At 66.5% G+C, this 18,341-nt stretch carries 17 protein-coding genes and 1 pseudogene; 13 read left to right on the top strand and 5 right to left on the bottom strand.

The window, feature by feature from the left end:
- On the bottom strand, positions 1 to 325 hold a 325-nt coding region (locus tag J5F18_RS17065; RefSeq protein ID WP_346299730.1), incomplete at its 3' end, for a GntR family transcriptional regulator.
- 170 nt (positions 326 to 495) lie between these two features.
- Here J5F18_RS17065 and J5F18_RS17060 point away from each other — a divergent pair.
- The 9 genes from J5F18_RS17060 (at position 496) to J5F18_RS17020 (ending at position 12,076) form a co-directional block, all read left to right on the top strand.
- A complete protein-coding gene (locus tag J5F18_RS17060) occupies positions 496 to 2,046 on the top strand; it encodes a glycoside hydrolase family 32 protein (protein ID WP_346299729.1) in 1,551 nt (516 codons plus the stop codon).
- 92 nt (positions 2,047 to 2,138) lie between these two features.
- Complete coding sequence (locus tag J5F18_RS17055) at positions 2,139 to 3,203, top strand: LacI family DNA-binding transcriptional regulator (protein WP_346299728.1); 1,065 nt, start codon at positions 2,139 to 2,141, stop codon at positions 3,201 to 3,203.
- A gap of 73 nt (positions 3,204 to 3,276) precedes the next feature.
- Positions 3,277 to 4,521, top strand: coding sequence for an extracellular solute-binding protein (locus J5F18_RS17050; protein ID WP_346299727.1), 1,245 nt, complete (start codon positions 3,277 to 3,279; stop codon positions 4,519 to 4,521).
- Between the two features lie 104 nt (positions 4,522 to 4,625).
- Positions 4,626 to 5,924: an extracellular solute-binding protein gene (locus tag J5F18_RS17045; RefSeq protein WP_346299726.1), complete on the top strand. Its 1,299-nt coding sequence runs from the start codon at positions 4,626 to 4,628 to the stop codon at positions 5,922 to 5,924.
- Between the two features lie 57 nt (positions 5,925 to 5,981).
- Positions 5,982 to 7,130, top strand: coding sequence for a sugar ABC transporter permease (locus tag J5F18_RS17040; RefSeq protein ID WP_346299725.1), 1,149 nt, complete (start codon positions 5,982 to 5,984; stop codon positions 7,128 to 7,130).
- 1 nt (position 7,131) lies between these two features.
- On the top strand, positions 7,132 to 8,010 hold the full coding sequence (locus J5F18_RS17035) for a carbohydrate ABC transporter permease (protein WP_346299724.1): 879 nt from the start codon (positions 7,132 to 7,134) through the stop codon (positions 8,008 to 8,010).
- 64 nt (positions 8,011 to 8,074) lie between these two features.
- Positions 8,075 to 9,214, top strand: coding sequence for a sn-glycerol-3-phosphate ABC transporter ATP-binding protein UgpC (gene ugpC, locus J5F18_RS17030; protein ID WP_346299723.1), 1,140 nt, complete (start codon positions 8,075 to 8,077; stop codon positions 9,212 to 9,214).
- A gap of 125 nt (positions 9,215 to 9,339) precedes the next feature.
- Positions 9,340 to 10,836, top strand: coding sequence for a glycoside hydrolase family 32 protein (locus J5F18_RS17025; RefSeq protein ID WP_346299722.1), 1,497 nt, complete (start codon positions 9,340 to 9,342; stop codon positions 10,834 to 10,836).
- 82 nt (positions 10,837 to 10,918) lie between these two features.
- On the top strand, positions 10,919 to 12,076 hold the full coding sequence (locus tag J5F18_RS17020) for a carbohydrate porin (RefSeq protein ID WP_346299721.1): 1,158 nt from the start codon (positions 10,919 to 10,921) through the stop codon (positions 12,074 to 12,076).
- Between the two features lie 289 nt (positions 12,077 to 12,365).
- Here the strand turns inward: J5F18_RS17020 and J5F18_RS17015 are convergent, their stop codons facing one another.
- Positions 12,366 to 13,229 (bottom strand): MurR/RpiR family transcriptional regulator, encoded by an 864-nt coding sequence (locus tag J5F18_RS17015; RefSeq protein ID WP_346299720.1) that lies wholly within the window; start codon positions 13,227 to 13,229, stop codon positions 12,366 to 12,368.
- 230 nt (positions 13,230 to 13,459) lie between these two features.
- Between J5F18_RS17015 and zwf the strand changes: the two genes are divergently transcribed.
- From zwf to J5F18_RS17000, 3 genes are read left to right on the top strand one after another with little or no spacing between them, the layout of a single operon-like run.
- Positions 13,460 to 14,944 carry a glucose-6-phosphate dehydrogenase gene (gene zwf, locus J5F18_RS17010; protein WP_346299719.1) on the top strand — a complete coding sequence of 495 codons (1,485 nt, stop codon included), beginning with the start codon at positions 13,460 to 13,462 and terminating at the stop codon, positions 14,942 to 14,944.
- A gap of 1 nt (position 14,945) precedes the next feature.
- A complete protein-coding gene (pgl, locus tag J5F18_RS17005) occupies positions 14,946 to 15,614 on the top strand; it encodes a 6-phosphogluconolactonase (protein ID WP_346299718.1) in 669 nt (222 codons plus the stop codon).
- 15 nt (positions 15,615 to 15,629) lie between these two features.
- On the top strand, positions 15,630 to 16,304 hold the full coding sequence (locus J5F18_RS17000; RefSeq protein ID WP_346299717.1) for a bifunctional 4-hydroxy-2-oxoglutarate aldolase/2-dehydro-3-deoxy-phosphogluconate aldolase: 675 nt from the start codon (positions 15,630 to 15,632) through the stop codon (positions 16,302 to 16,304).
- A gap of 216 nt (positions 16,305 to 16,520) precedes the next feature.
- Here the strand turns inward: J5F18_RS17000 and J5F18_RS16995 are convergent, their stop codons facing one another.
- Both J5F18_RS16995 and J5F18_RS16990 read right to left on the bottom strand, forming a co-directional pair.
- A complete protein-coding gene (locus tag J5F18_RS16995; protein WP_346299716.1) occupies positions 16,521 to 16,871 on the bottom strand; it encodes a type II toxin-antitoxin system PemK/MazF family toxin in 351 nt (116 codons plus the stop codon).
- A complete protein-coding gene (locus J5F18_RS16990) occupies positions 16,862 to 17,167 on the bottom strand; it encodes a ribbon-helix-helix protein, CopG family (protein ID WP_346299715.1) in 306 nt (101 codons plus the stop codon). The genes J5F18_RS16995 and J5F18_RS16990 overlap by 10 nt, the downstream gene beginning before the upstream one ends.
- 185 nt (positions 17,168 to 17,352) lie before the next feature.
- Between J5F18_RS16990 and J5F18_RS16985 the strand changes: the two genes are divergently transcribed.
- Positions 17,353 to 17,916, top strand: a complete 564-nt coding sequence (locus tag J5F18_RS16985) for an RNA-guided endonuclease TnpB family protein (RefSeq protein WP_346299714.1) — start codon at positions 17,353 to 17,355, stop codon at positions 17,914 to 17,916.
- Positions 17,917 to 18,093: 177 nt separating this feature from the next.
- Here the strand turns inward: J5F18_RS16985 and pgi are convergent.
- Positions 18,094 to 18,341 (bottom strand): annotated as a pseudogene (gene pgi, locus J5F18_RS16980) (glucose-6-phosphate isomerase); the annotation flags it as partial.

Genomic DNA, 18,341 nt, shown 5'->3' with positions numbered 1-18,341 from the left:
AGGCGAAGATCTCGCGGACGAGCTTCGGGTCCAGGCTCTCGATGCCGGTCATCCAGTCGCTGATCAGCGGATCGAGCAGGTGCCAGTCGCCCACGACGCGCACCCGGGTGCCGCGGCCGGCGGTGCGCTCGATCAGGCCGGTGGCGGTGAGGCTGGCCAGGGCGTTACGCACCTGGTTGCGGCTCACCGCGAAGTGGTCGCAGAGGTCCAGCTCCTTGGGGAAGGCGTCGCCGGGCTGCCAGCGGCCGGCGAGCAGGGCGCGGGCCAGCAGGCGGGCCAGTTCCTCGGCGCCGCCGCGGTGGCGGGGCAGGCTATCGAGGCTCATGACGGGATCTCCTGATAAGGGTGCTGGCGACAGCCTATTAAATGTCTGACATTTTGGCAAGCCCGGGATGATGCTCGACTGTCACCTCGAGTCGGTGTGTTCGGTAGCGCTGTGGTAGAGTATCTTAAACGATTAAGATGCCTATCCATGCCAATTCAAGAGGAGTCCCCATGACCACTCCGAGCCCCGCGACCGCTGCCCGTGTGGTTGCCGCCCCCACGCCCCCCGCCCGTCCCGGCCTGCACTTCACCCCGCCCGAGGGGTGGTTGAACGACCCCAACGGCCTGGTTTACTTCGAGGGAGAGTACCACCTCTTCTACCAGTACCATCCCCATGACCGAGTCTGGGGCCCCATGCACTGGGGACACGCGGTGAGTCGCGATCTGTGCCATTGGGAGCACCTGCCCGTGGCGCTCTCGCCCGACGAGGCCGGCATGTGCTTCTCGGGCAGCGCCATCGTCGACTGGCACGACGCCAGCGGCCTGTTCGACGGCGAGCCGGGGCTGCTGGCCTTCTATACCGAGCACCGGGTCCCGCCCGAAGACCCCGACTCCCTTGGTCAAGAACCGTATATTCAGGCCCAGTGCCTGGCCTATAGCCGCGACCGCGGACGCAGCTGGCAGAAGTACGCCGGCAATCCGATCCTGGAGAGTGCCGAGCTTCGGGACTTCCGCGACCCCAAGGTGCTCTGGCACGCGCCCAGCCGGCGCTGGGTGATGGCGCTGGCCTGCGGCCAGACGATCCGTTTCTACCGCTCCGAGAACCTGCTCGACTGGACCCTGGCCAGCGAGTTCGGCGATGGCCAGGGCGCCCATACCGCGCATCCCTGGGAGTGCCCGGATCTCTTCGAACTCCCGGTGGCGGGCGCCGGCGAGGACGAACCTGCGAGTCGCTGGGTGCTGGTGGTGGGCATCGGTTCCAGTGAAGAGAACCCTTTCGGTTCCTTCACCCAGTACTTCGTCGGCCACTTCGACGGCGAGCGCTTCCACAACGACCAGCCGGGCGAGACGGTGCTGATGATGGATGAGGGGCGCGACTTCTACGCCGTGCAGAGCTGGTCGGATATCCCGGAGCGCGACGGCCGGCGCCTGGCCATCGCCTGGCTCAACAACTGGCGCTACGCCAACCAGATCCCCGAGGCGGGTTGGCGGGGTGCCATGAGTTTCCCCCGCGAGCTCAGCCTCGTCGCCACCCCCGAGGGGGTACGGCTGCGCCAGGCCTTCGCCCGGGAGTGGCAGGCGCTGGCGGCCGAGCCGGTCCGCATCGCTCCCGGCCACCGGTCGCTCGACAGGGGGCGCCATGTGCTGGTGAAAGACGGGGCCCGCCTCGCCCATGGCCAGCTGGCGCTGACCCTGGCCCCGGGCAGCCGGGTCTCCCTGGACCTGCAGCAGGGCGATGACCAGGCCCTGGAGCTGGTCGCCGACGATGGCGGGATCGCGGTGCGCCATCGCCGCCGGGGCGAGAACGGCGTGACCGAGTTCGACAGCCACTTCCCCCACGACCTGGCGGTGGGGCGGCTGGCGGGCGAGACGGTCACCCTGGAGTGGCTGGTGGACGACGGCTCGCTGGAGCTGCTGCTCGACGATGGGCGCCTGGCCATCACCCAGTTGAGCTTCGCCGAGCCAGCGGGGCAGCCGCTGGCCCTGGAGGTGGTCACGGGCGAATGCCGGGTCAGGGCCCTGGAGTATCGTCCCCTGACGACTGGCTTGGCAGGCCGCTAGACCAAAGTCGTAATGACAAGGTTGTCATCTGTCTTCTAGAGTTGCCGACAACGTTGTCGCTGGGTGCTGCCAAGCGCGGAGAGGATGTCGATATGGTCTCGATCAAGGATGTGGCCCGTCTGGCGGGCACCTCCTTCAAGACGGTTTCGAGGGTGATCAATGATGACCCCGCCGTCCGCGAGGAGACCCGTGCCCGGGTGCGTCAGGCCATCGAGGAGCTGGGGTACCGTCCCAACAGTGCGGCACGCACCATGCGCAGCCAGCGCTCGGGGGTGATCGGCTTCATCTCCGACCGGGTCACCACCCAGCCGCACTCCGGTGACATCCTGCGCGGCGCCCAGCAGGTGGGCGATGCCCATGACAAGGTGCTGATGGTCGTCAACATCGATCGAGATGCCGGCTTCCGCCATCGCCAGCGGGCCCTGGACATGCTGCTGGAGCGCCGGGTGGAAGGGCTGCTCTACGCCTGCGACTACCATCGGGAGGTCGAGCTGCCCAAGGAGATGGGCATGGTGCCCTCGGTGCTGGCCAACGGTTTCGCGTCAGGGATCGAGGTGCCCACCTTCCTCCCCGATGAGCAGCGGGCGGCACGGGAGATCACCCGCCTGTTGCTGGCCCAGGGCCATCGGTGTATTGCCTACCTGGGCCTCAACCCCAGGCTGGCGGCTGCCTCCCTGCGCCAGGCTGGCTACCGGCAGGCCCTGGAGGAGGCGGGCATTGCGGTGGACGAGGCGCTGATGCAGCCCGCCGAGGTGGGAGTGCTGGACGGCGATGAGCGCTCCACGGTGGAGGCGACGATCGATCGGCTGCTGACGAGTTCGCCACGGCCCACGGCGATCCTGTGCGGCCAGGACAGCACGGCGATGCAGCTCTACCTGGCCCTGGCGAGCCGGGGGCAGTGCGTCGGTCGCGACATGGCCGTGGCCAGCTTCGATGACCAGCGACCGATCTCCATCTTCCTGACGCCGGGGCTGACCACCATGCGCCTGCCCCATCTGGAGATGGGCCAGCAGGCCATGCGATGCCTGCTCTCGCAGGAGCGGGAAGGGGGCACGACCCTGGTGCCCTTTGCCCGGGTCGAGCGCCAATCGCACCTGGGGCCCGGGTCGCCGCGCCGTTCAGCGCTTTCCGAATCGGCCGTCGGCGACGGCCCCTGACAACAACAACCGAACCCAACCAGGAGTCATCACCATGAATGTTTCGAGGCATACCAGTGCTTTCAGTCTCAAAATGACAACGTTGTCTATTGCGCTCACCCTGGCTTCCCCCCTGGCCCTGGCGGCTCCCCAGTCCCTCGAGTTGTGGCGCCACGAGACTGGCAATATCGCCGAGATCGAGGTGAGCCGCGCGGCGGTGGAGCGCTTCAACCGCTCCCAGGACCGCTGGCGGGTGGAGATGAGCATGATCCCCGAGGGGGCCTACACCGAGACGGTGACCTCTGCCGCCGTGGCCGGGGATCTGCCCTGTCTGCTCTATATCGATCAGCCGGTGGCGCCCAACTTCGCCTGGGCGGGGTTCCTGCAGCCCCTGGACGGCCTGGTGGACCAGGCGGTCCTGGATGGCCTGATCGCCACCGCCAGGGGCACCTATGACGGTCGGATCTATTCGGCAGGCCAGTACGAGGTGGCGCTCTCGCTGCTGTCGCGGCGCTCGGTGCTGGAGGAACACGGTATCCGTATCGCCACCCTCGACGCCCCCTGGAGCACGGGGGAGTTTGTCGAGGCGCTCGAGACCCTCAAGGCGAGCGGCGATTTCCTCTACCCGCTGGACCTGCAGGCCGGCTGGAGCGGCGAGTGGTACTCCTACGCCTTCGGTCCCTGGCTGATCGGCTTCGGTGGCGACCAGATCGATCGCGATACCTACCTGGAGGCCGAGGGGGTGCTCAACGGCGAGGCGGCCCTGGCCTGGGGCGAGTTATTCCAGGCGCTGTTCGCCGATGGCCTGGTAGATCGCAACCCCAGCGACAACCGCGGCTTCGTGCAGGGGCGGGTGGCCATCAACTACGGCTTCCTGGAGCCGTCGGCCTATCCAGTGGAGTGGGAAGACGACCTGGTGGTGATGCCGGTGCCGGACTTCGGCCACGGCTCGGTGATCGGCGGCGGCTCCTGGCACACCGGGATCACCGCCGCCTGCACCACCCCCGAGGGGGCGGCGGAGTTCCTCGAGTTCCTGCTGCAGCCCGAGGAGATCGCCGCCATGTCCGAGGGGGCCGGCATGATTCCGGCCTCCGAGGCGGGGGCGGCGCTGACCGAGCACTATCGCGAAGGCGGTCAGTGGCGCTTCTTCTACGACTACTCCGAGGCCCATGCCCAGCTGCGTCCCGAGACCCCCGCCTACCCGATCATCTCCAGCGTTTTCGCCCGGGCGGGGCGTGATATCCGCGACGGTGGCGATGTGCAGGCTGCCCTGGACGAGGCGGTGGATGCCATCGAGCGTAATATCGCCGACAACCGCGGCTATGGCATGGGCAACTAGCCGCCTCGTGCGTCACCGGCCATGTGGAGTGGTCGGTGATGCTGTCCCCATGTCGCACGACAACGACAACGATAACAATCCTTCTGGATAACAAGGTAAACCCCATGCAGAAAGCCGTCCCCGCACGCCTCGCCGGAACCTCGATGACAACGTTGTCTATCGGGTTGTCCGTCGCCCTTTCCGCGGCCGCCACCACGGCCCATGCCGATCCGCAGCGCATCGACTACTGGCGCACCGAGGCGAGTCACACCGAGGTCTCGGCCCAGCAGGAGGCCATCGATCGCTTCAACCGCGCCCAATCGCACTGGCACGTCGAGATGAGCCGGCTGCCCGCCGGTTCCTATACCGAGGCGGTGACCGCCGCGGCCCTGGCCGGCGACCTGCCCTGCGTACTCTATATCGACCAGCCGGTGGCCCCCAACTTCGCCTGGTCGGGCTTCCTGCGACCGCTGGACGACCTGATCGCGCCGGAGACCCTGGCGCCCCTGCTCGAGACCGCCAAGGCCACCTATAACGGCAAGGTCTACGCGGCCGGCCAGAACGAGGAGGTGCTGGTGCTCTATGGGCGGCGCTCGGTGATCGAGGCACACGGCATCCGTATCGCCACCCTCGACGCGCCCTGGGGCCAGACGGAGTTCCTCGCGGCCCTGGAGACCCTCAAGCAGAGCGGTGATTTCCTCTACCCGCTGGATATCCAGGCCGGCTGGACCGGCGACGAATGGTACTCCTACGCCTTCGGGCCCTGGCTGTTGAGCTTCGGCGCCGACCAGATCGATCGTGACAGCTACCTGGAGGCCGAGGGCGTGCTCAATGGCGGGGCGGCCGAGGCCTGGGGCGAGTTCTTCCAGGGGCTGTTCGAGGCCGGCTACGTAGATCGTAATCCCAGCGACAACCGCGGCTTCGATCAGGGGCGGGTGGCGCTCAACTACGTGGGCAGTTGGGAGCTGCGCAATCATCTGGCCGCCTGGGGCGACGACCTGGTGGTGATGCCGGTGCCGGACTTCGGCCATGGGCCGCTGATCGGCGGGGGCTCCTGGCAGCTGGGCATCTCCACCCAGTGCAATGCCCCCGAAGGCGCCGCCGAGTTCGTCGAGTTCCTGCTGCAGCCGGAGGAGATCGCCGAGACATCGAAGGCCAGGATCACGGTGCCCTCCCATCCGCAGGCCGCCGCGCTCACCGAGGACTTCCGCGAAGGTGGCCGCTGGCGTTTCTTCTACGACTATGCCGAGGCCCATGCCCGGCTGCGTCCGGCGACCCCGGGGTATCCGACCATCTCCAGCGCCTTCGAGCGGGCGACGCGGGACATCCGTGACGGTCGCGATGTGTTGACCGCGCTGGACGAGGCGGTGGACGCCATCGAGCGCGATATCGCCGATAACCGGGGCTACGGCTTCCACGAGTAAGAGCTTCGCCCCGGCGGATAATCCACCGCCGGGGCTCATAAGAGAGGAGGGTGCGCGATGCACTCGAACGTTGATAAGGCGAGGCCCCGGGGGCTGGCGGACGGGGCCGGCACCGGAGAGGCTAAGGTGACCACCTATCGCCAGGCCAGGCGCCGCGAGCGTCGCTTCGGCTATCTACTGAGCTTTCCGGCGCTGCTGGGGCTCTTCATGTTCCTGGTACTGCCCTTCCTGATGGCGGTGGGGCTTTCCTTCACCGACCAGCGGCTGCTCTCGCCCAACCAGGCGGAATGGGTGGGGCTGCGCAACTATGACCGCCTGCTCAGCGTCAGCTGGGTGGTGCAGGAGGCCGAGCGCAGCGAGTTGGGCGAGGTGGTGCGCGACGCCGGGGGGGAGACGGTATTTCCGGCGCTGCGCACGGTGCTGCGTGGCGACCCGGCCTACCGCGAGTACCGGGAGTTCAGGAGCTGGCAGTGGGGCGACAAGCGCTATGTGCTGCTGGCCAAGGATCCGCGCTTTATCCAGTCGTTCCTCAACACCCTGCTGTTCGTGATGCTGGTGGTACCGTTGCAGTGCGGCCTGGCCCTGGGGCTGGCGCTGTTGATCAACCGCCAGCTGCGCGGCATCAGCGTCTTCCGGGCGATCTTCTTCTCGCCGGTGGTGACCTCCATCGTGGTGGTCTCCATCGTCTGGACCTTCCTCTATCACCGCGACGTGGGGGTGCTCAACCACTACCTGCAGGCGATGACCTTCGGCCTGGTGGGGCCCATCGACTGGCTGGGCGACCCCGACTGGGCGATGCCCTCCATCGTCATCATGTCGGCCTGGCAGGCCTGTGGGGTGCAGATGCTGATCTTCCTGGCGGGACTGCAGGGCATCTCCCAGGACCTCTACGAGGCGGCGGAGCTCGACGGCGCCGGGCGCTGGAGCCAGTTCTGGCACATCACCCTGCCGGGGCTGCGCAACACCATGGTGTTCGTGATCCTCAGCACCACGGTGCAGGCCTTCGGCCTCTTCACCCAGGTGGACGTGATGACCGGCGGCGGCCCCCAGGGTTCCACCTCCACGGTGATGTTCCATGCCGTGGCCAAGGGCTTCCGCGAGCAGGACATCGCCTATGGCTCGGCCATCAGCGTGGTGTTCTTCCTGGTGATCCTGCTGATCGCCCTGCTGCAGAAGAAATTCTTCGACGCCCGGGAGGCGAAGTGACATGACCCCCAACAAGCGACTCAAGACCCTGGGGTGGTACCTGGTGCTGGCGGGCCTGGGCTACCTGTTCATGTTCCCGCTGCTGTTCATGATCGTCTCCTCCTTCAAGCCGGAGTCGGCGATCTTCTCCGACCTCTACTCGCTGCGGGCGATCCTGCCGGTGGGCGAACTGACCCTGGACAACTACCGCGGGGTCTTCGAGAAGAGCCGTATCGAGCGCTACTTCCTCAACTCCCTGCTGATCACCGGCGGTACCGTGGTCATGGGGCTGTTCGTCAACAGCCTGCTGGCCTTCTCGCTGTCGCGGCTGACCTGGGGCGGCCAGAAGCTGATCCTCTCGGCGGTGATCGCGCTGATGATCATTCCGCTCGAGGCGGTGGTGGTGCCGATGCTGCTGATGGTCTCCAAGCTGCCTTCGCTGGGCTGGGAGGAGGGCATGCTGGTGCTCAAGGGCTCCTGGATGAACACCCTGCACGTGCAGATGCTGCCCTTCGTGGCCAACGCCTTCTTTATCTTCCTCTTCTACCAGTTCTTCCGCGATATCCCCAAGGACTTCGACGAGGCGGCCAAGCTGGACGGTGCCAGCCCCTTCCAGATCTACCGCCATATCATCGTGCCGATGTCGGGGCCGGTCTTCGCCACCGTGGCGATCCTCCATTTCATGGTGATGTGGAACCAGTACCTGTGGCCGATCATGGCGGTCCAGAGCGAGGCGGTGCGCCCCGTGATGCCGGGCATCCAGATCTTCTTCGGTCGCGAGACCGAGTGGGGCGAGATCCTCGCCTATGCCTCCTTTATCACCCTGCCGGTGCTGGTGGTCTTCATGATCTTCCAGAAGCGTTTCGTGCGCAGCCTGGCGGGCGCCGGCATCAAGGGCTGATTCGACCAGCCTCCCATTACGACAGCCGCAGGGTGAACGACCCGGCGGCGGCAGGAGAAACACAATGGCAGATCTACAACTCAAGCAAGTCATCAAGCGCTTCGGCGACGTCCAGACCATCCACGGCGTCGACCTGGAGATCACCCATGGCGAATTCGTGGTCTTCGTCGGTCCCTCGGGGTGCGGCAAGTCCACCCTGCTGCGGCTGATCGCCGGGCTGGAGGAGATCAGCGAGGGCGATATCCGCATCGGCGACGAGAGCGTGGCCCACCTGCCGGCGGCCCAGCGCGGCGTGGCCATGGTGTTCCAGTCCTATGCGCTCTACCCGCATATGACGGTGCGCGAGAACATGGGCTTCGGGCTGCGCATGGCCAAGTTCGACAAGGCCGAGATCGACCGCCGCGTCGAGGAGGCCGCCGCCATCCTCAAGCTTGAGCCGCTGCTGGAGCGACGCCCCAAGGCGCTCTCCGGCGGCCAGCGCCAGCGGGTGGCGATCGGCCGCACCATCGTGCGCAACCCCAAGGTGTTCCTGTTCGACGAACCGCTCTCCAATCTGGACGCGGAGCTGCGCGTCCAGATGCGGGTGGAGATCGCCAAGCTCCACGCCTCCCTGGGCAACACCATGATCTACGTCACCCACGACCAGGTCGAGGCGATGACCATGGCCGACAAGATCGTGGTGCTGCGCGATGGCCGCATCGAGCAGGTGGGCAGCCCCCTGGAGCTCTACCTCAACCCGGTCAACGACTTCGTGGCCGGCTTCATCGGCTCGCCGCGCATGAACTTCCTCGACACCCGGGTGCGGGAGGTCGCCGAGGGCCGCCTGACCCTGGAACTGCCGGGCGGTGAGCACGCCGAGCTGGAGGCGGAGACGGCCGGGGTGGCCCCCGGTGACGCCCTGCGCCTGGGGATCCGCCCCGAGCATATCCGCGAGGACGATGGCGACGAGATCGGCCTGGCCATCGAGGTGGAGGTGGTCGAGCACCTGGGCGGCAGCACCTTCGTCTATGGCCGTCATGCCGGGGGCGAGCCCCTGACCCTGCAGGTGGGTGGCCTCAGCGATATCCGCCCCGGCAGCGGGCGACGGGTCAGCTTCGCCCGCGGCTTCTGCCACCTGTTCGACGCCACCGGGCGCAGTATTGGCCCGCGCAAGCACCCCGAGGAGCTCAAGGCCGCGGGCCAGGGGTTGGCCGCCGGCGCCTGAGTGCCACGAGTCCCCCGTGGAGACGGCGTGCGCGCCGGAATGACAACGTTGTTTTTCTGTCGCTGCGTCGCCTCCCAGGCGCCCGCTTGGGTGCCCCTTATTCCATGCGTGACAAAGGATCGATCATGACCGCTGTGACTGCCGCCCCCCTGCAGGCCGTGCGCCCGACGCTGCACTTCACCCCGCCCCAGGGCTGGATGAATGACCCCAATGGCCTGGTCTACTTCGATGGCGAGTACCACCTCTTCTATCAGTACTATCCCCATGAACGGATCCACGGCCCCATGCACTGGGGCCATGCGGTCAGCCGCGACCTGTGCCACTGGAAGCACCTGCCGCTGGCGCTGGCGCCTGACGAGCAGGGAACCTGCTTCTCCGGCAGCGCCATCGTCGACTGGCACGACACCTGTGGCCTGTTCGACGGCGAGCCGGGCCTGCTGGCCTTCTATACCGTGCATCGCGAGGCGGACGACGACCCCGCGGACTATGTCGAGGAGCAGTGCCTAGCCTATAGCCGCGACCGTGGGCGCAGCTGGCAGAAGTATGCGGCCAACCCGATCATCGCCGCGCCGGGCTTCCCTGACTTCCGCGACCCCAAGGTCGTCTGGCATGAGCCCAGCCGGTGCTGGGTGATGGCGCTCGCCTGTGGCCAGACGATTCGCTTCTACCTCTCCGAGGACCTGCTGGAGTGGCGCCTGGCCAGCGAATTCGGCGCCGAGCAGGGACGCCATACCGACGGCCCCTGGGAGTGCCCCGATCTCTTTGAATTGCCCGTCGAGGGGGCCGCCCCCGGCGAACCGGCGAGCCGCTGGGTGCTGGTGGTGGGCGTGGGCGCGGGCGAGCAGGACGCCTTCGGCTCCTTCACCCAGTACTTCGTCGGCCATTTCGACGGCGAGCGCTTCCATAACGACAACCCGGCCGAGACCGTGCTGCTGATGGACGAGGGGCGCGACTTCTACGCCGTGCAGAGCTGGTCGGACATTCCGGAACAGGATGGGCGACGCCTGGCCATCGCCTGGCTCAACAACTGGCTCTACGCCAAACAGACCCCCGAGGCGGGCTGGCGCGGTGCCATGAGCTTCCCCCGCGAGTTGTCACTCGTCGCCACCCCCGAGGGCGTGCGGCTACGCCAGGCCTTCGCTCGAGAGTGGCGTGCGTTGGCCGCCGAACCGGCCGGCCCCGCCTGGACGGAAGCCGGGCTGACCGTTGGTCGGCATGTGCTGGTGGAACGCGGTGCCCGGGTGGCCCATGGGCGTCTGGCGCTCGAGCTGGCGTTGGATGCCGTCATCGAACTGGACCTGCAGCAGGGCGATCACCAGACCCTTCGACTGACGCGCGACGGCGAGGGCGTGGGGATCAGCCACCTCCGCCAGGGCGAGAACGGGGTGGCCGAGTTCGATACCCATTTCCCCCATGCGCTGACGGTCGGTCGCCTGGCCGGCCAGGGGGTCGAGCTGGAATGGCTGCTGGACGACGGCTCGCTGGAGCTGCTGCTCGACGGTGGACGACTCTCCCTGACCCATCTCGGTTTCGCTTCCCCCGAGGGACGACCGGTCATCTGTCGAGTCCTGGCGGGAGGCTGTCGGCTGACGGCGTGGCACTACGACGCTATTCCTGGCTAGCGGCGTCGCTTGCCGCCGGCTTCTTTCGGGCCCGGCTTCGGGCCCCTTCCTAAATAACCACCACAACTGCATAAGGACAAACATGAAGCATTCCACCTTCACGCTGCTCCCGCTCTCCGCTGCCCTGTCCCTCGGCATGGCACTGCCGGCCATGGCCGGCATCACCTACGAGGGGGAGCGCGGCTCGCTCACCTTGGGTGGCGATGTCGAGTTGGATATCAATGCCCAGAACACCCATGCCGGCGAAGGCCCCATCTTCTTCGAGGACGATGTGGACCGCGGGGATGAATACAACCAGACCGGGCGTGTGCTGCTCGACGTGAGTGGTGAGCGTGGCACCCAGGCCCACTACGCCCGCTTCAAGGCCCAGCCGTTGCTGCAGACCAACGGCGACCTCGGCCTCGACGATGCCTGGCTGGCGATCGGTCGGCATGGTGGGCCGGAACTCAAGTTGGGCCGCTTCGAGGCCTACGATCTCTTCCCGCTGGGGCAGGACGTCTTCGTGGGCTTCAGCGGCGATACCTCCGACGGTCTCTATCGTGACGGACAGGGCTATCTCTACCAGGCCAAGGAAGGCCGCGGCCGTGGAGGGGATTCTGGCCAGGTCATGCTGAGCCAGCGCAGCGGCGACTTCTATGCTGAGGTCGCTACCCTGTTCGGCGATCGTACCGACCTGTTCGATACCACGACCTACCACGGCTACGCCATCGACCCGGAGGGCAATGCCAAGAACTCCTTCATCGTGCGCCCGGTACTGGCCTGGACGCCGGGCCCCTGGACGCTGGCGGCCGGCCTCGAGACCAATCTGATCGGCGATGCCGTGGTGGACGAGCGGGGTGCCGACATCAGCGATCGCACTGGGTATGGCACCCGGCTTTCCTATGCCCAGGGTGACTGGATAGTGAATGCCAATCTGGCCTATCTGGACGCCCATGAGGAGGACAACCTGACGCTGGGGCTGAATGCCCTGTGGCAGGGTTTCGGGGTCGGCTATCTCCACGCGCGCAACAAGATCGACGATGTCAATCCGGAGGCCAACGGCGATGCCATCATCACCGTGCCGGGACGCTATACCGTCGACACCTTCTATACCTCCTACCACTTCGCCGATGTGCTGAACATCGAGGATCTGGGCATCTATCTGGGCGCCTATTACAGCCGCATCGATCACCGGGAGGTCGCTAGTCTCGACAATGCGGACCGCTACGGAGCCCGGTTGCGCTTCAAGTACCACTTCTGAGTTCGGGAGATCGCCGGCACCCGTCTCGGGTCGCATCACGACGCTGCAAAGCAAGGGGGCATGGCCACTGGCCATGCCCTCTCTTTGTGGTGTGCCAGGCATGGCGCGCAGCGCCTGGCTGGCGCTGTCCCCCAGGCACCACCCCCGGGATGACCTGGGGGTGAGAGTCCTCTAAGCTCATGATTGCGGTAACCTTAGCCGAACAGCAGGGGTGTCCGCCGCGAAACTTCGTCTTTTCGCCGAATGGTTGCCTTGTCCGGTCTTCGCTCGCCAACTTTTCGGACAATGTCTAACTGCGCCCGCTGGTCGGGTAGCGGGTCTCCTTGAGGCTGTCCTTGATCTTCTTGAGATGGGGCAGGAAGTCCTCGCCGCGGCGCAGGGTGACGCCGGTGGCCAGCACGTCGATCAGCGTCAGCTGAATCATCCGCGAGGTCATCGGCATGTAGAGGTCGGTGTCCTCCGGGGTGGCCACCTCCAGGGTTTCGGTGCACTCGCGGGCCAGCGTCGAGCCGGGGGCGGTGATGCCCAGCACCACGGCGCCGCTCTCCCGCGCCAGACGGGCGATATCGACCAGCTCCCGGGTGCGGCCGGTCCAGGAGATCACCACCACCACGTCGCCGGTGTGGCAGGCGGAGGCGATCATGCGCTGCATCAGCACGTCGACGTAGGAGGTCACCGGCAGATTGAAGCGGAAGAACTTGTGCTGGGCGTCCTGGGCCACTGCCCCGGAGGCGCCCAGGCCGAAGAAGTGGATCTGCTTGGCCTGGGTCAGGTAGTCCACCACCCGCTCGATGCGCGCCGGGTCGATGGCGCGGCAGGCCTCGTCCAGGGCGGCGATGGTGGCCCCAAAGATCTTCTGGGTGTAGTCGGCGGCGCTGTCGTGCGGTTCCACCGCCTGGCTGACGTAGGGCGTGCCCCCGGCCAGGCTCTGGGCTAGCTTGATCTTGAAGTCCGGGTAGCCCTTGGCATCGAAGCTTCGGCAGAAGCGGTTGACGGTGGGCTCGCTGACCGACGCGGCCTGGGCCAGGCTGGCAATGCTCATGCTGGTGGCGGCGGCAGGGTCGGCGAGGATCACATCGGCGACCTTGCGCTCCGAGCGGTTGAGTTCCTCGAGGCGCTGACGGATGCGATTGAGCAGGTCGTGGCTGGCCATGGGGGGGTGGGGCTCTCCGTGACGGCAGGCGGCACAGGCCGCGTGGATGTTGCGTGAGTGATGTGGTGATTTAACTACATTATGCTGACTATCCTAGCCCGAGGCGATCGGAGTCGGCCACCGGGCGTGGAATCGCAGCTCGACAATATTTGTAAGTTTACCAAAATAATTTGCTTGCCCGTCCAGGGTGTGGTATTTTTTTGGTAATCCAACGAAAAAAGGGGGCGCAGATGAGTCATTCCAGCCGGTCTGTCCGGACCGACATCGACCTGGCGCTGTTCGGGGCGCTTGGCGACCTGGCCCAGCGCAAGCTGTTTCCGGCACTGTTTCAGCTCGACCGCGAAGGGCTGCTGGATCCCGAGACACGCCTGCTGGGGCTGGCGCGCCAGGAGCTGGATCTCGATGCTTTCCGGGAGCGCGTCGAGAAGGCCCTCAGGACCCATGTGAAGGCGGCCGAGCTCGACCGCGAGGCCCTGGCCCGCTTCCTGGCGCGCCTCGACTACCGCCAGCTCGACTTCACCTCGCCCGACGGCTACGCAGCGATCCGCGACTGGCGCGATGGCTCGCCGAGGCCCATGGTGGTCTACCTTTCGGTGGCGGCGAAGCTCTATGGCGATATCTGCCGCCTCCTGGAGGCCAGCGGCAGCCTGGATGAGGAGTCCCGGGTGGTGGTGGAGAAGCCGATCGGCTACGACCTGGCCTCCTCGGCGGAGATCAACGACGCCATCGGCGCCGTCTTCCCCGAGACCCGCGTCTATCGCATCGACCACTACCTGGGCAAGGAGACGGTGCAGAACCTGATCGCGCTGCGCTTCGCCAACCCGCTGTTCGGCACCCAGTGGAACCAGAACCATATCTCCCATGTGGAGATCACCGTGGCCGAGCAGGTCGGCATCGAGGGGCGCTGGGGCTACTTCGACGAGGCGGGCCAGCTGCGCGACATGGTGCAGAACCACCTGCTGCAGCTGGTCTGCCTGATCGCCATGGACCCCCCGGCTAACCTCGACGCCGACGCCATCCGCGACGAGAAGGTCAAGGTGCTCAAGGCGCTGCGGCCCTTCACCGACGACATGCTGGGGCGCGACGTGGTGCGCGGCCAGTACACCGCCGGCACCATCGGCGGCCAGAGCGTGCCCGGCTACCTGGAGGAGGAGGGCGCCAACGTCGAGAGCCACACCGAGACCTTCGTGGCCATGAAGACCGGCGTCGAGAACTGGCGCTGGGCGGGGGTGCCCTTCTACCTGCGCACCGGCAAGCGCATGCCCGACAAGCTCTCCCAGATCATCATCCACTTCCGTCAGCAGCCCCACTATATCTTCGACCCGGACCAGCGGGGTCTCGCCGCCAACAAGCTGGTGATCCGCCTGCAGCCGGAGGAGGGCATCGCGCTCGAGGTGCTGACCAAGGACAGCGGCCTGGACAAGGGCATGCGCCTGCGTCGCGGCCCGCTGCACCTGGACTTCAACAGCGCCTTTCCCAAGTCGCGGATTCCCGACGCCTACGAGCGGCTGCTGCTGGAGGTGATGAAGGGGCAGCAGTACCTCTTCGTGCGCCGCGATGAGGTGGAGCACGCCTGGCAGTGGTGCGACGATCTGATCGCCGCCTGGGCCGATCGCAACGAACCGCCGCGCCGCTATCCGGCCGGCTCCTGGGGACCCGTGGCCTCCATCGCCATGATCACCCAGGATGGCCGCAGCTGGTATGAGGACTACTGAGATGAGCGAACTCTGTCGTGAACGGCTGGCCACCCAGCTGGCCGAAGCGGTGGCCGAGGCGCTGCGCGCCGACCTGAGCCGCCAGGAGCACGCCCTGCTGGTGGTCTCCGGCGGCTCCACCCCGGTGCCCTTCTTCGAGGCACTGGCCGCCTGCGACCTGCCCTGGACGCGCGTCCAGGTGACGCTGGCCGACGAGCGCTGGGTCGCCGAAGACGCCGCCGACAGCAATGCCCGCCTGGTGCGCGAGCACCTGCTCCAGGGCGCGGCGGCGGCCGCCACCTTCGTGCCCCTCACCACCGGGCACCAGACCCCCGAGCAGGGCGCCGAGGCGGTGGCCAAACGGATCGACGGCCTGGCCTGGCCGGCCAGCATGGTGATCCTCGGCATGGGCGGCGACGGCCACACCGCCTCACTCTTTCCCGACAGTCAGGAACTCGCTCTGGCGCTGGCCACCGAGGCATCCGTGGTGGCGGTGCGCACCCCGAGCCAGCCCCAGCCGCGCATCACCCTGAGCGCCGACCGCCTGCACCAGGCGCGGCGGCACGTGCTGCACATCACCGGCGGCGACAAGCGCGCCGTGCTGGCCCGGGCGCTGGCCGGTGACGATACTCGCCAGCTGCCGATCCGTGCCTTCCTGGACTGCCCGCTGGCCGTCTACTGGGCCCCCTGAATTCCGGAGAATCACATGACTTTCGACAAGAGCATCGACAAACAGCTGCCCTCGACCCGTACCACCGAGATCGACAGCATCTGCCTCAAGGCCGAGGTGATCCCGGTGATCGCCATCGAGCGCATCGAGGACGCCGTGCCCCTGGCCCAGGCCCTCTACGACGGCGGCCTGACCGTGCTGGAGATCACCCTGCGCACCGACTGCGCCCTGGAGGCGATCAAGCGCATTCGCGAGGCGCTGCCCAAGGCCAGCATCGGCGTGGGGACCGTGCTGACTCCGGCCCAGTACCGCCAGGCCGAGCAGGTGGGCGCCGACTTCGTGGTGACCCCGGGCACCACCGAGGCGCTCTACCGCTACGGCGTGGAGAGTCCGGTGCCGATGCTGCCCGGCGTGGCTACCGTCTCCGAGCTGATGACCGGCTGGCAGTACGGCTACCGTCGCTTCAAGTTCTTCCCCGCCGAAGCCAGCGGCGGCGTCAAGGCGCTCAAGGCCTTCGGGGGCCCCATCTCCGAGGCGCGCTTCTGCCCCACCGGCGGCATCACCCTGGAGAACGCCGAGGACTACCTGGCGCTGAAGAACGTGATGTGCGTGGGCGGCTCCTGGCTGACGCCGAAGTCCCTGGTGGCGGCCGAGGACTGGAACGGCATCCGCCAGCTGGCCAAGGAAGCGGCGGAGCGCTTCCACCACTGAGGCTTTCCGTAAAGAGTGTTTCCCTGTGCTCTCTCGGCAGCCTGTCGCTGTCGTTTACCCGGCCCCCTTGGCCGGGTTTTTTTGTTCTTCGCAGATCGGATGGCTCTGTCAGACGATGGCGAGATGGCCAGATTCTACCCCGCCTGGGGCGCTCAGGCAGCTGCAGCGGGATTTATGCAGCGTTTCCCAAAGTGCGAAGAACCTTTTTTTGATGGCTCATAGCAACCCGAGCACGCCGCGCAGCGACTGCTCCACGGCTGCCATTTCCTCGGCAGTGAGGCTTGTCAGAGGACCGTCCCCGAGTCTGGCCGGATCCAGTGCTCGGGGTTTATCAAAGACCACATAGGAGTCCACCAGCAGTCGGCCGCGGGCGGGCAGGGGGACGCGAAACCGTTGCAGGCCGGGGCGCAACTGAGTCGTCAACGGCAGCACGACCACCGTCTCCGCACCGGCCTGGGTCAGGGCATCAGTCTGGACGACCAGCACCGGTCGCACCTTGCCTAACTCCCTGCCTCGTGCCGGATTCAGGTTGCCGACCCAGACTTCCCCTCGCCGGATCACTTCCACCAGCGCTCGTCGGGATCGACGCCGATTTCGCGCTCCGTGCGTATCAGTGCGTCGAGATCATCGTCAGGCATCTCGTCGGACATATTGTCTGATTCCCGTCGCGCGTTCGGATCGCCCTGCCACTCGTGCATCTCCCGCACCATCTCCTCCATGAACCGTTCCCTCTCCAGGCGCAACACGTACTCCTGAACTGCCTCTCTCACCAGCTCGGAACGTCCCTTGTGGGCCAGGCGGGCCTCCTCATCGAGTCTGCGCTCCAGGTCTTCGGGGAAACGAATGCTCAGCGTCGACGACATGGGGGCACCTCTTCATGCGCGTAAGACAACATTCACTATGGAACGCATGACAGGAATCTGCCACTGCGTGCGCCCATCGTTACCAAACAGCGCGTAAAGCACCGCCCAATCGGGCGGTGATACAAGCGCGCACCGCGAAGCGGTGCTGAATTGATATTGCCTCGATCCCCTGATATTTTTCCAGTATGACAAAACGTGCCTACAAAGAACGGTTCTACCCCACCCCCGAGCAGGCGGCGCTGCTGGTGCAGTCGTTCGGATGCGCCCGTTTTGTCTGGAACAATACGCTGGCCTATCGCACCGATGCGTATCAGCAGCGCGGTGAGTCGGTGTCGCACTCCGCCGCAGAAAAGCGTCTGGTGGCGCTCAAGGCCGAATATCCCTGGTTGAAGGACGTCTCCAGCGTGATCCTGCAGCAGACGCTGCGGGATCAACTGGGCATGGTCAAGAACCGCGCGCTGGCCAAGGCCATCAGCGATGCCGGCTGGGGTGAGTTTGTGCGCCAGCTTGAGTACAAGACCGACTGGGCGGGCCGGCAGTTGGTCAAGGTCAGCCAGTGGTTTCCCAGTAGCAAACGGTGCCACGGCTGCGGGCACAAGGTCGAGAAGCTGCCTCTCTCACGGCGCCACTGGCACTGTGAGCGTTGCGGCCTTGCGATTGACCGCGATATCAACGCGGCCAGAAACATCCGAACCGCCGGGCTGGCGGGGTTAGCCTGTGGAGCGACTGGAGCGGGGGCCGTGGCCTAGCCACGGCCTAGTGAAGGCGTGTCGAAGCAGGAAGGTTCTGGGGGTGACCTTAGAACCCTCGCCCAAAGCGCGAAGCGCGAAGCGCGGCGGGCGGGGAGTGTCAGGTCTTCGACGCCAACCGCTACCCAGTTGGCCCTGACGCAGAGGCCTTCGATTCCCGTCACGATTCGCTTGTCGTCACTTCTTGCGCCTGGTTCGCTTTACCTCGCCGGCGTTCTGGTCCGCGTCCGCCGCCGGGGTCGAGGCGCCGAAGTGCTCGCGAACCAGCGCCAGCAGCCCCTGGGTGGAGGCGTCGAAGTCCTGGCTGTGCTCGTCGATGCGCTCGCTAATCTCGCCGGCGATCTGCTTGCCGAGCTGCACGCCCCACTGGTCGAAGGAGTTGATGTTCCAGATCACCCCCTGGACGAATACCTTGTGCTCGTAGA

It is taken from the genome of Halomonas sp. BM-2019 (genome assembly GCF_017584085.1).
This window is presented reverse-complemented; position numbering and strand designations above follow the sequence as displayed.

Excerpts from the sequence above, each read along its gene's own strand:
- J5F18_RS17025 (WP_346299722.1), top strand. The coding sequence starts at position 9,340 with ATGACCGCTGTGACTGCCGCCCCCCTGCAGGCCGTGCGCCCGACGCTG.
- zwf (WP_346299719.1), top strand. The coding sequence starts at position 13,460 with ATGAGTCATTCCAGCCGGTCTGTCCGGACCGACATCGACCTGGCGCTG.
- J5F18_RS17000 (WP_346299717.1), top strand. The coding sequence starts at position 15,630 with ATGACTTTCGACAAGAGCATCGACAAACAGCTGCCCTCGACCCGTACC.
- ugpC (WP_346299723.1), top strand. The coding sequence starts at position 8,075 with ATGGCAGATCTACAACTCAAGCAAGTCATCAAGCGCTTCGGCGACGTC.
- J5F18_RS16990 (WP_346299715.1), bottom strand. The coding sequence starts at position 17,167 with ATGTCGTCGACGCTGAGCATTCGTTTCCCCGAAGACCTGGAGCGCAGA.
- J5F18_RS17045 (WP_346299726.1), top strand. The coding sequence starts at position 4,626 with ATGCAGAAAGCCGTCCCCGCACGCCTCGCCGGAACCTCGATGACAACG.
- J5F18_RS17020 (WP_346299721.1), top strand. The coding sequence starts at position 10,919 with ATGAAGCATTCCACCTTCACGCTGCTCCCGCTCTCCGCTGCCCTGTCC.
- J5F18_RS17040 (WP_346299725.1), top strand. The coding sequence starts at position 5,982 with ATGCACTCGAACGTTGATAAGGCGAGGCCCCGGGGGCTGGCGGACGGG.
- J5F18_RS16985 (WP_346299714.1), top strand. The coding sequence starts at position 17,353 with ATGACAAAACGTGCCTACAAAGAACGGTTCTACCCCACCCCCGAGCAG.
- J5F18_RS17060 (WP_346299729.1), top strand. The coding sequence starts at position 496 with ATGACCACTCCGAGCCCCGCGACCGCTGCCCGTGTGGTTGCCGCCCCC.
- pgl (WP_346299718.1), top strand. The coding sequence starts at position 14,946 with ATGAGCGAACTCTGTCGTGAACGGCTGGCCACCCAGCTGGCCGAAGCG.
- J5F18_RS17015 (WP_346299720.1), bottom strand. The coding sequence starts at position 13,229 with ATGGCCAGCCACGACCTGCTCAATCGCATCCGTCAGCGCCTCGAGGAA.
- J5F18_RS17035 (WP_346299724.1), top strand. The coding sequence starts at position 7,132 with ATGACCCCCAACAAGCGACTCAAGACCCTGGGGTGGTACCTGGTGCTG.
- J5F18_RS17050 (WP_346299727.1), top strand. The coding sequence starts at position 3,277 with ATGACAACGTTGTCTATTGCGCTCACCCTGGCTTCCCCCCTGGCCCTG.
- J5F18_RS17055 (WP_346299728.1), top strand. The coding sequence starts at position 2,139 with ATGGTCTCGATCAAGGATGTGGCCCGTCTGGCGGGCACCTCCTTCAAG.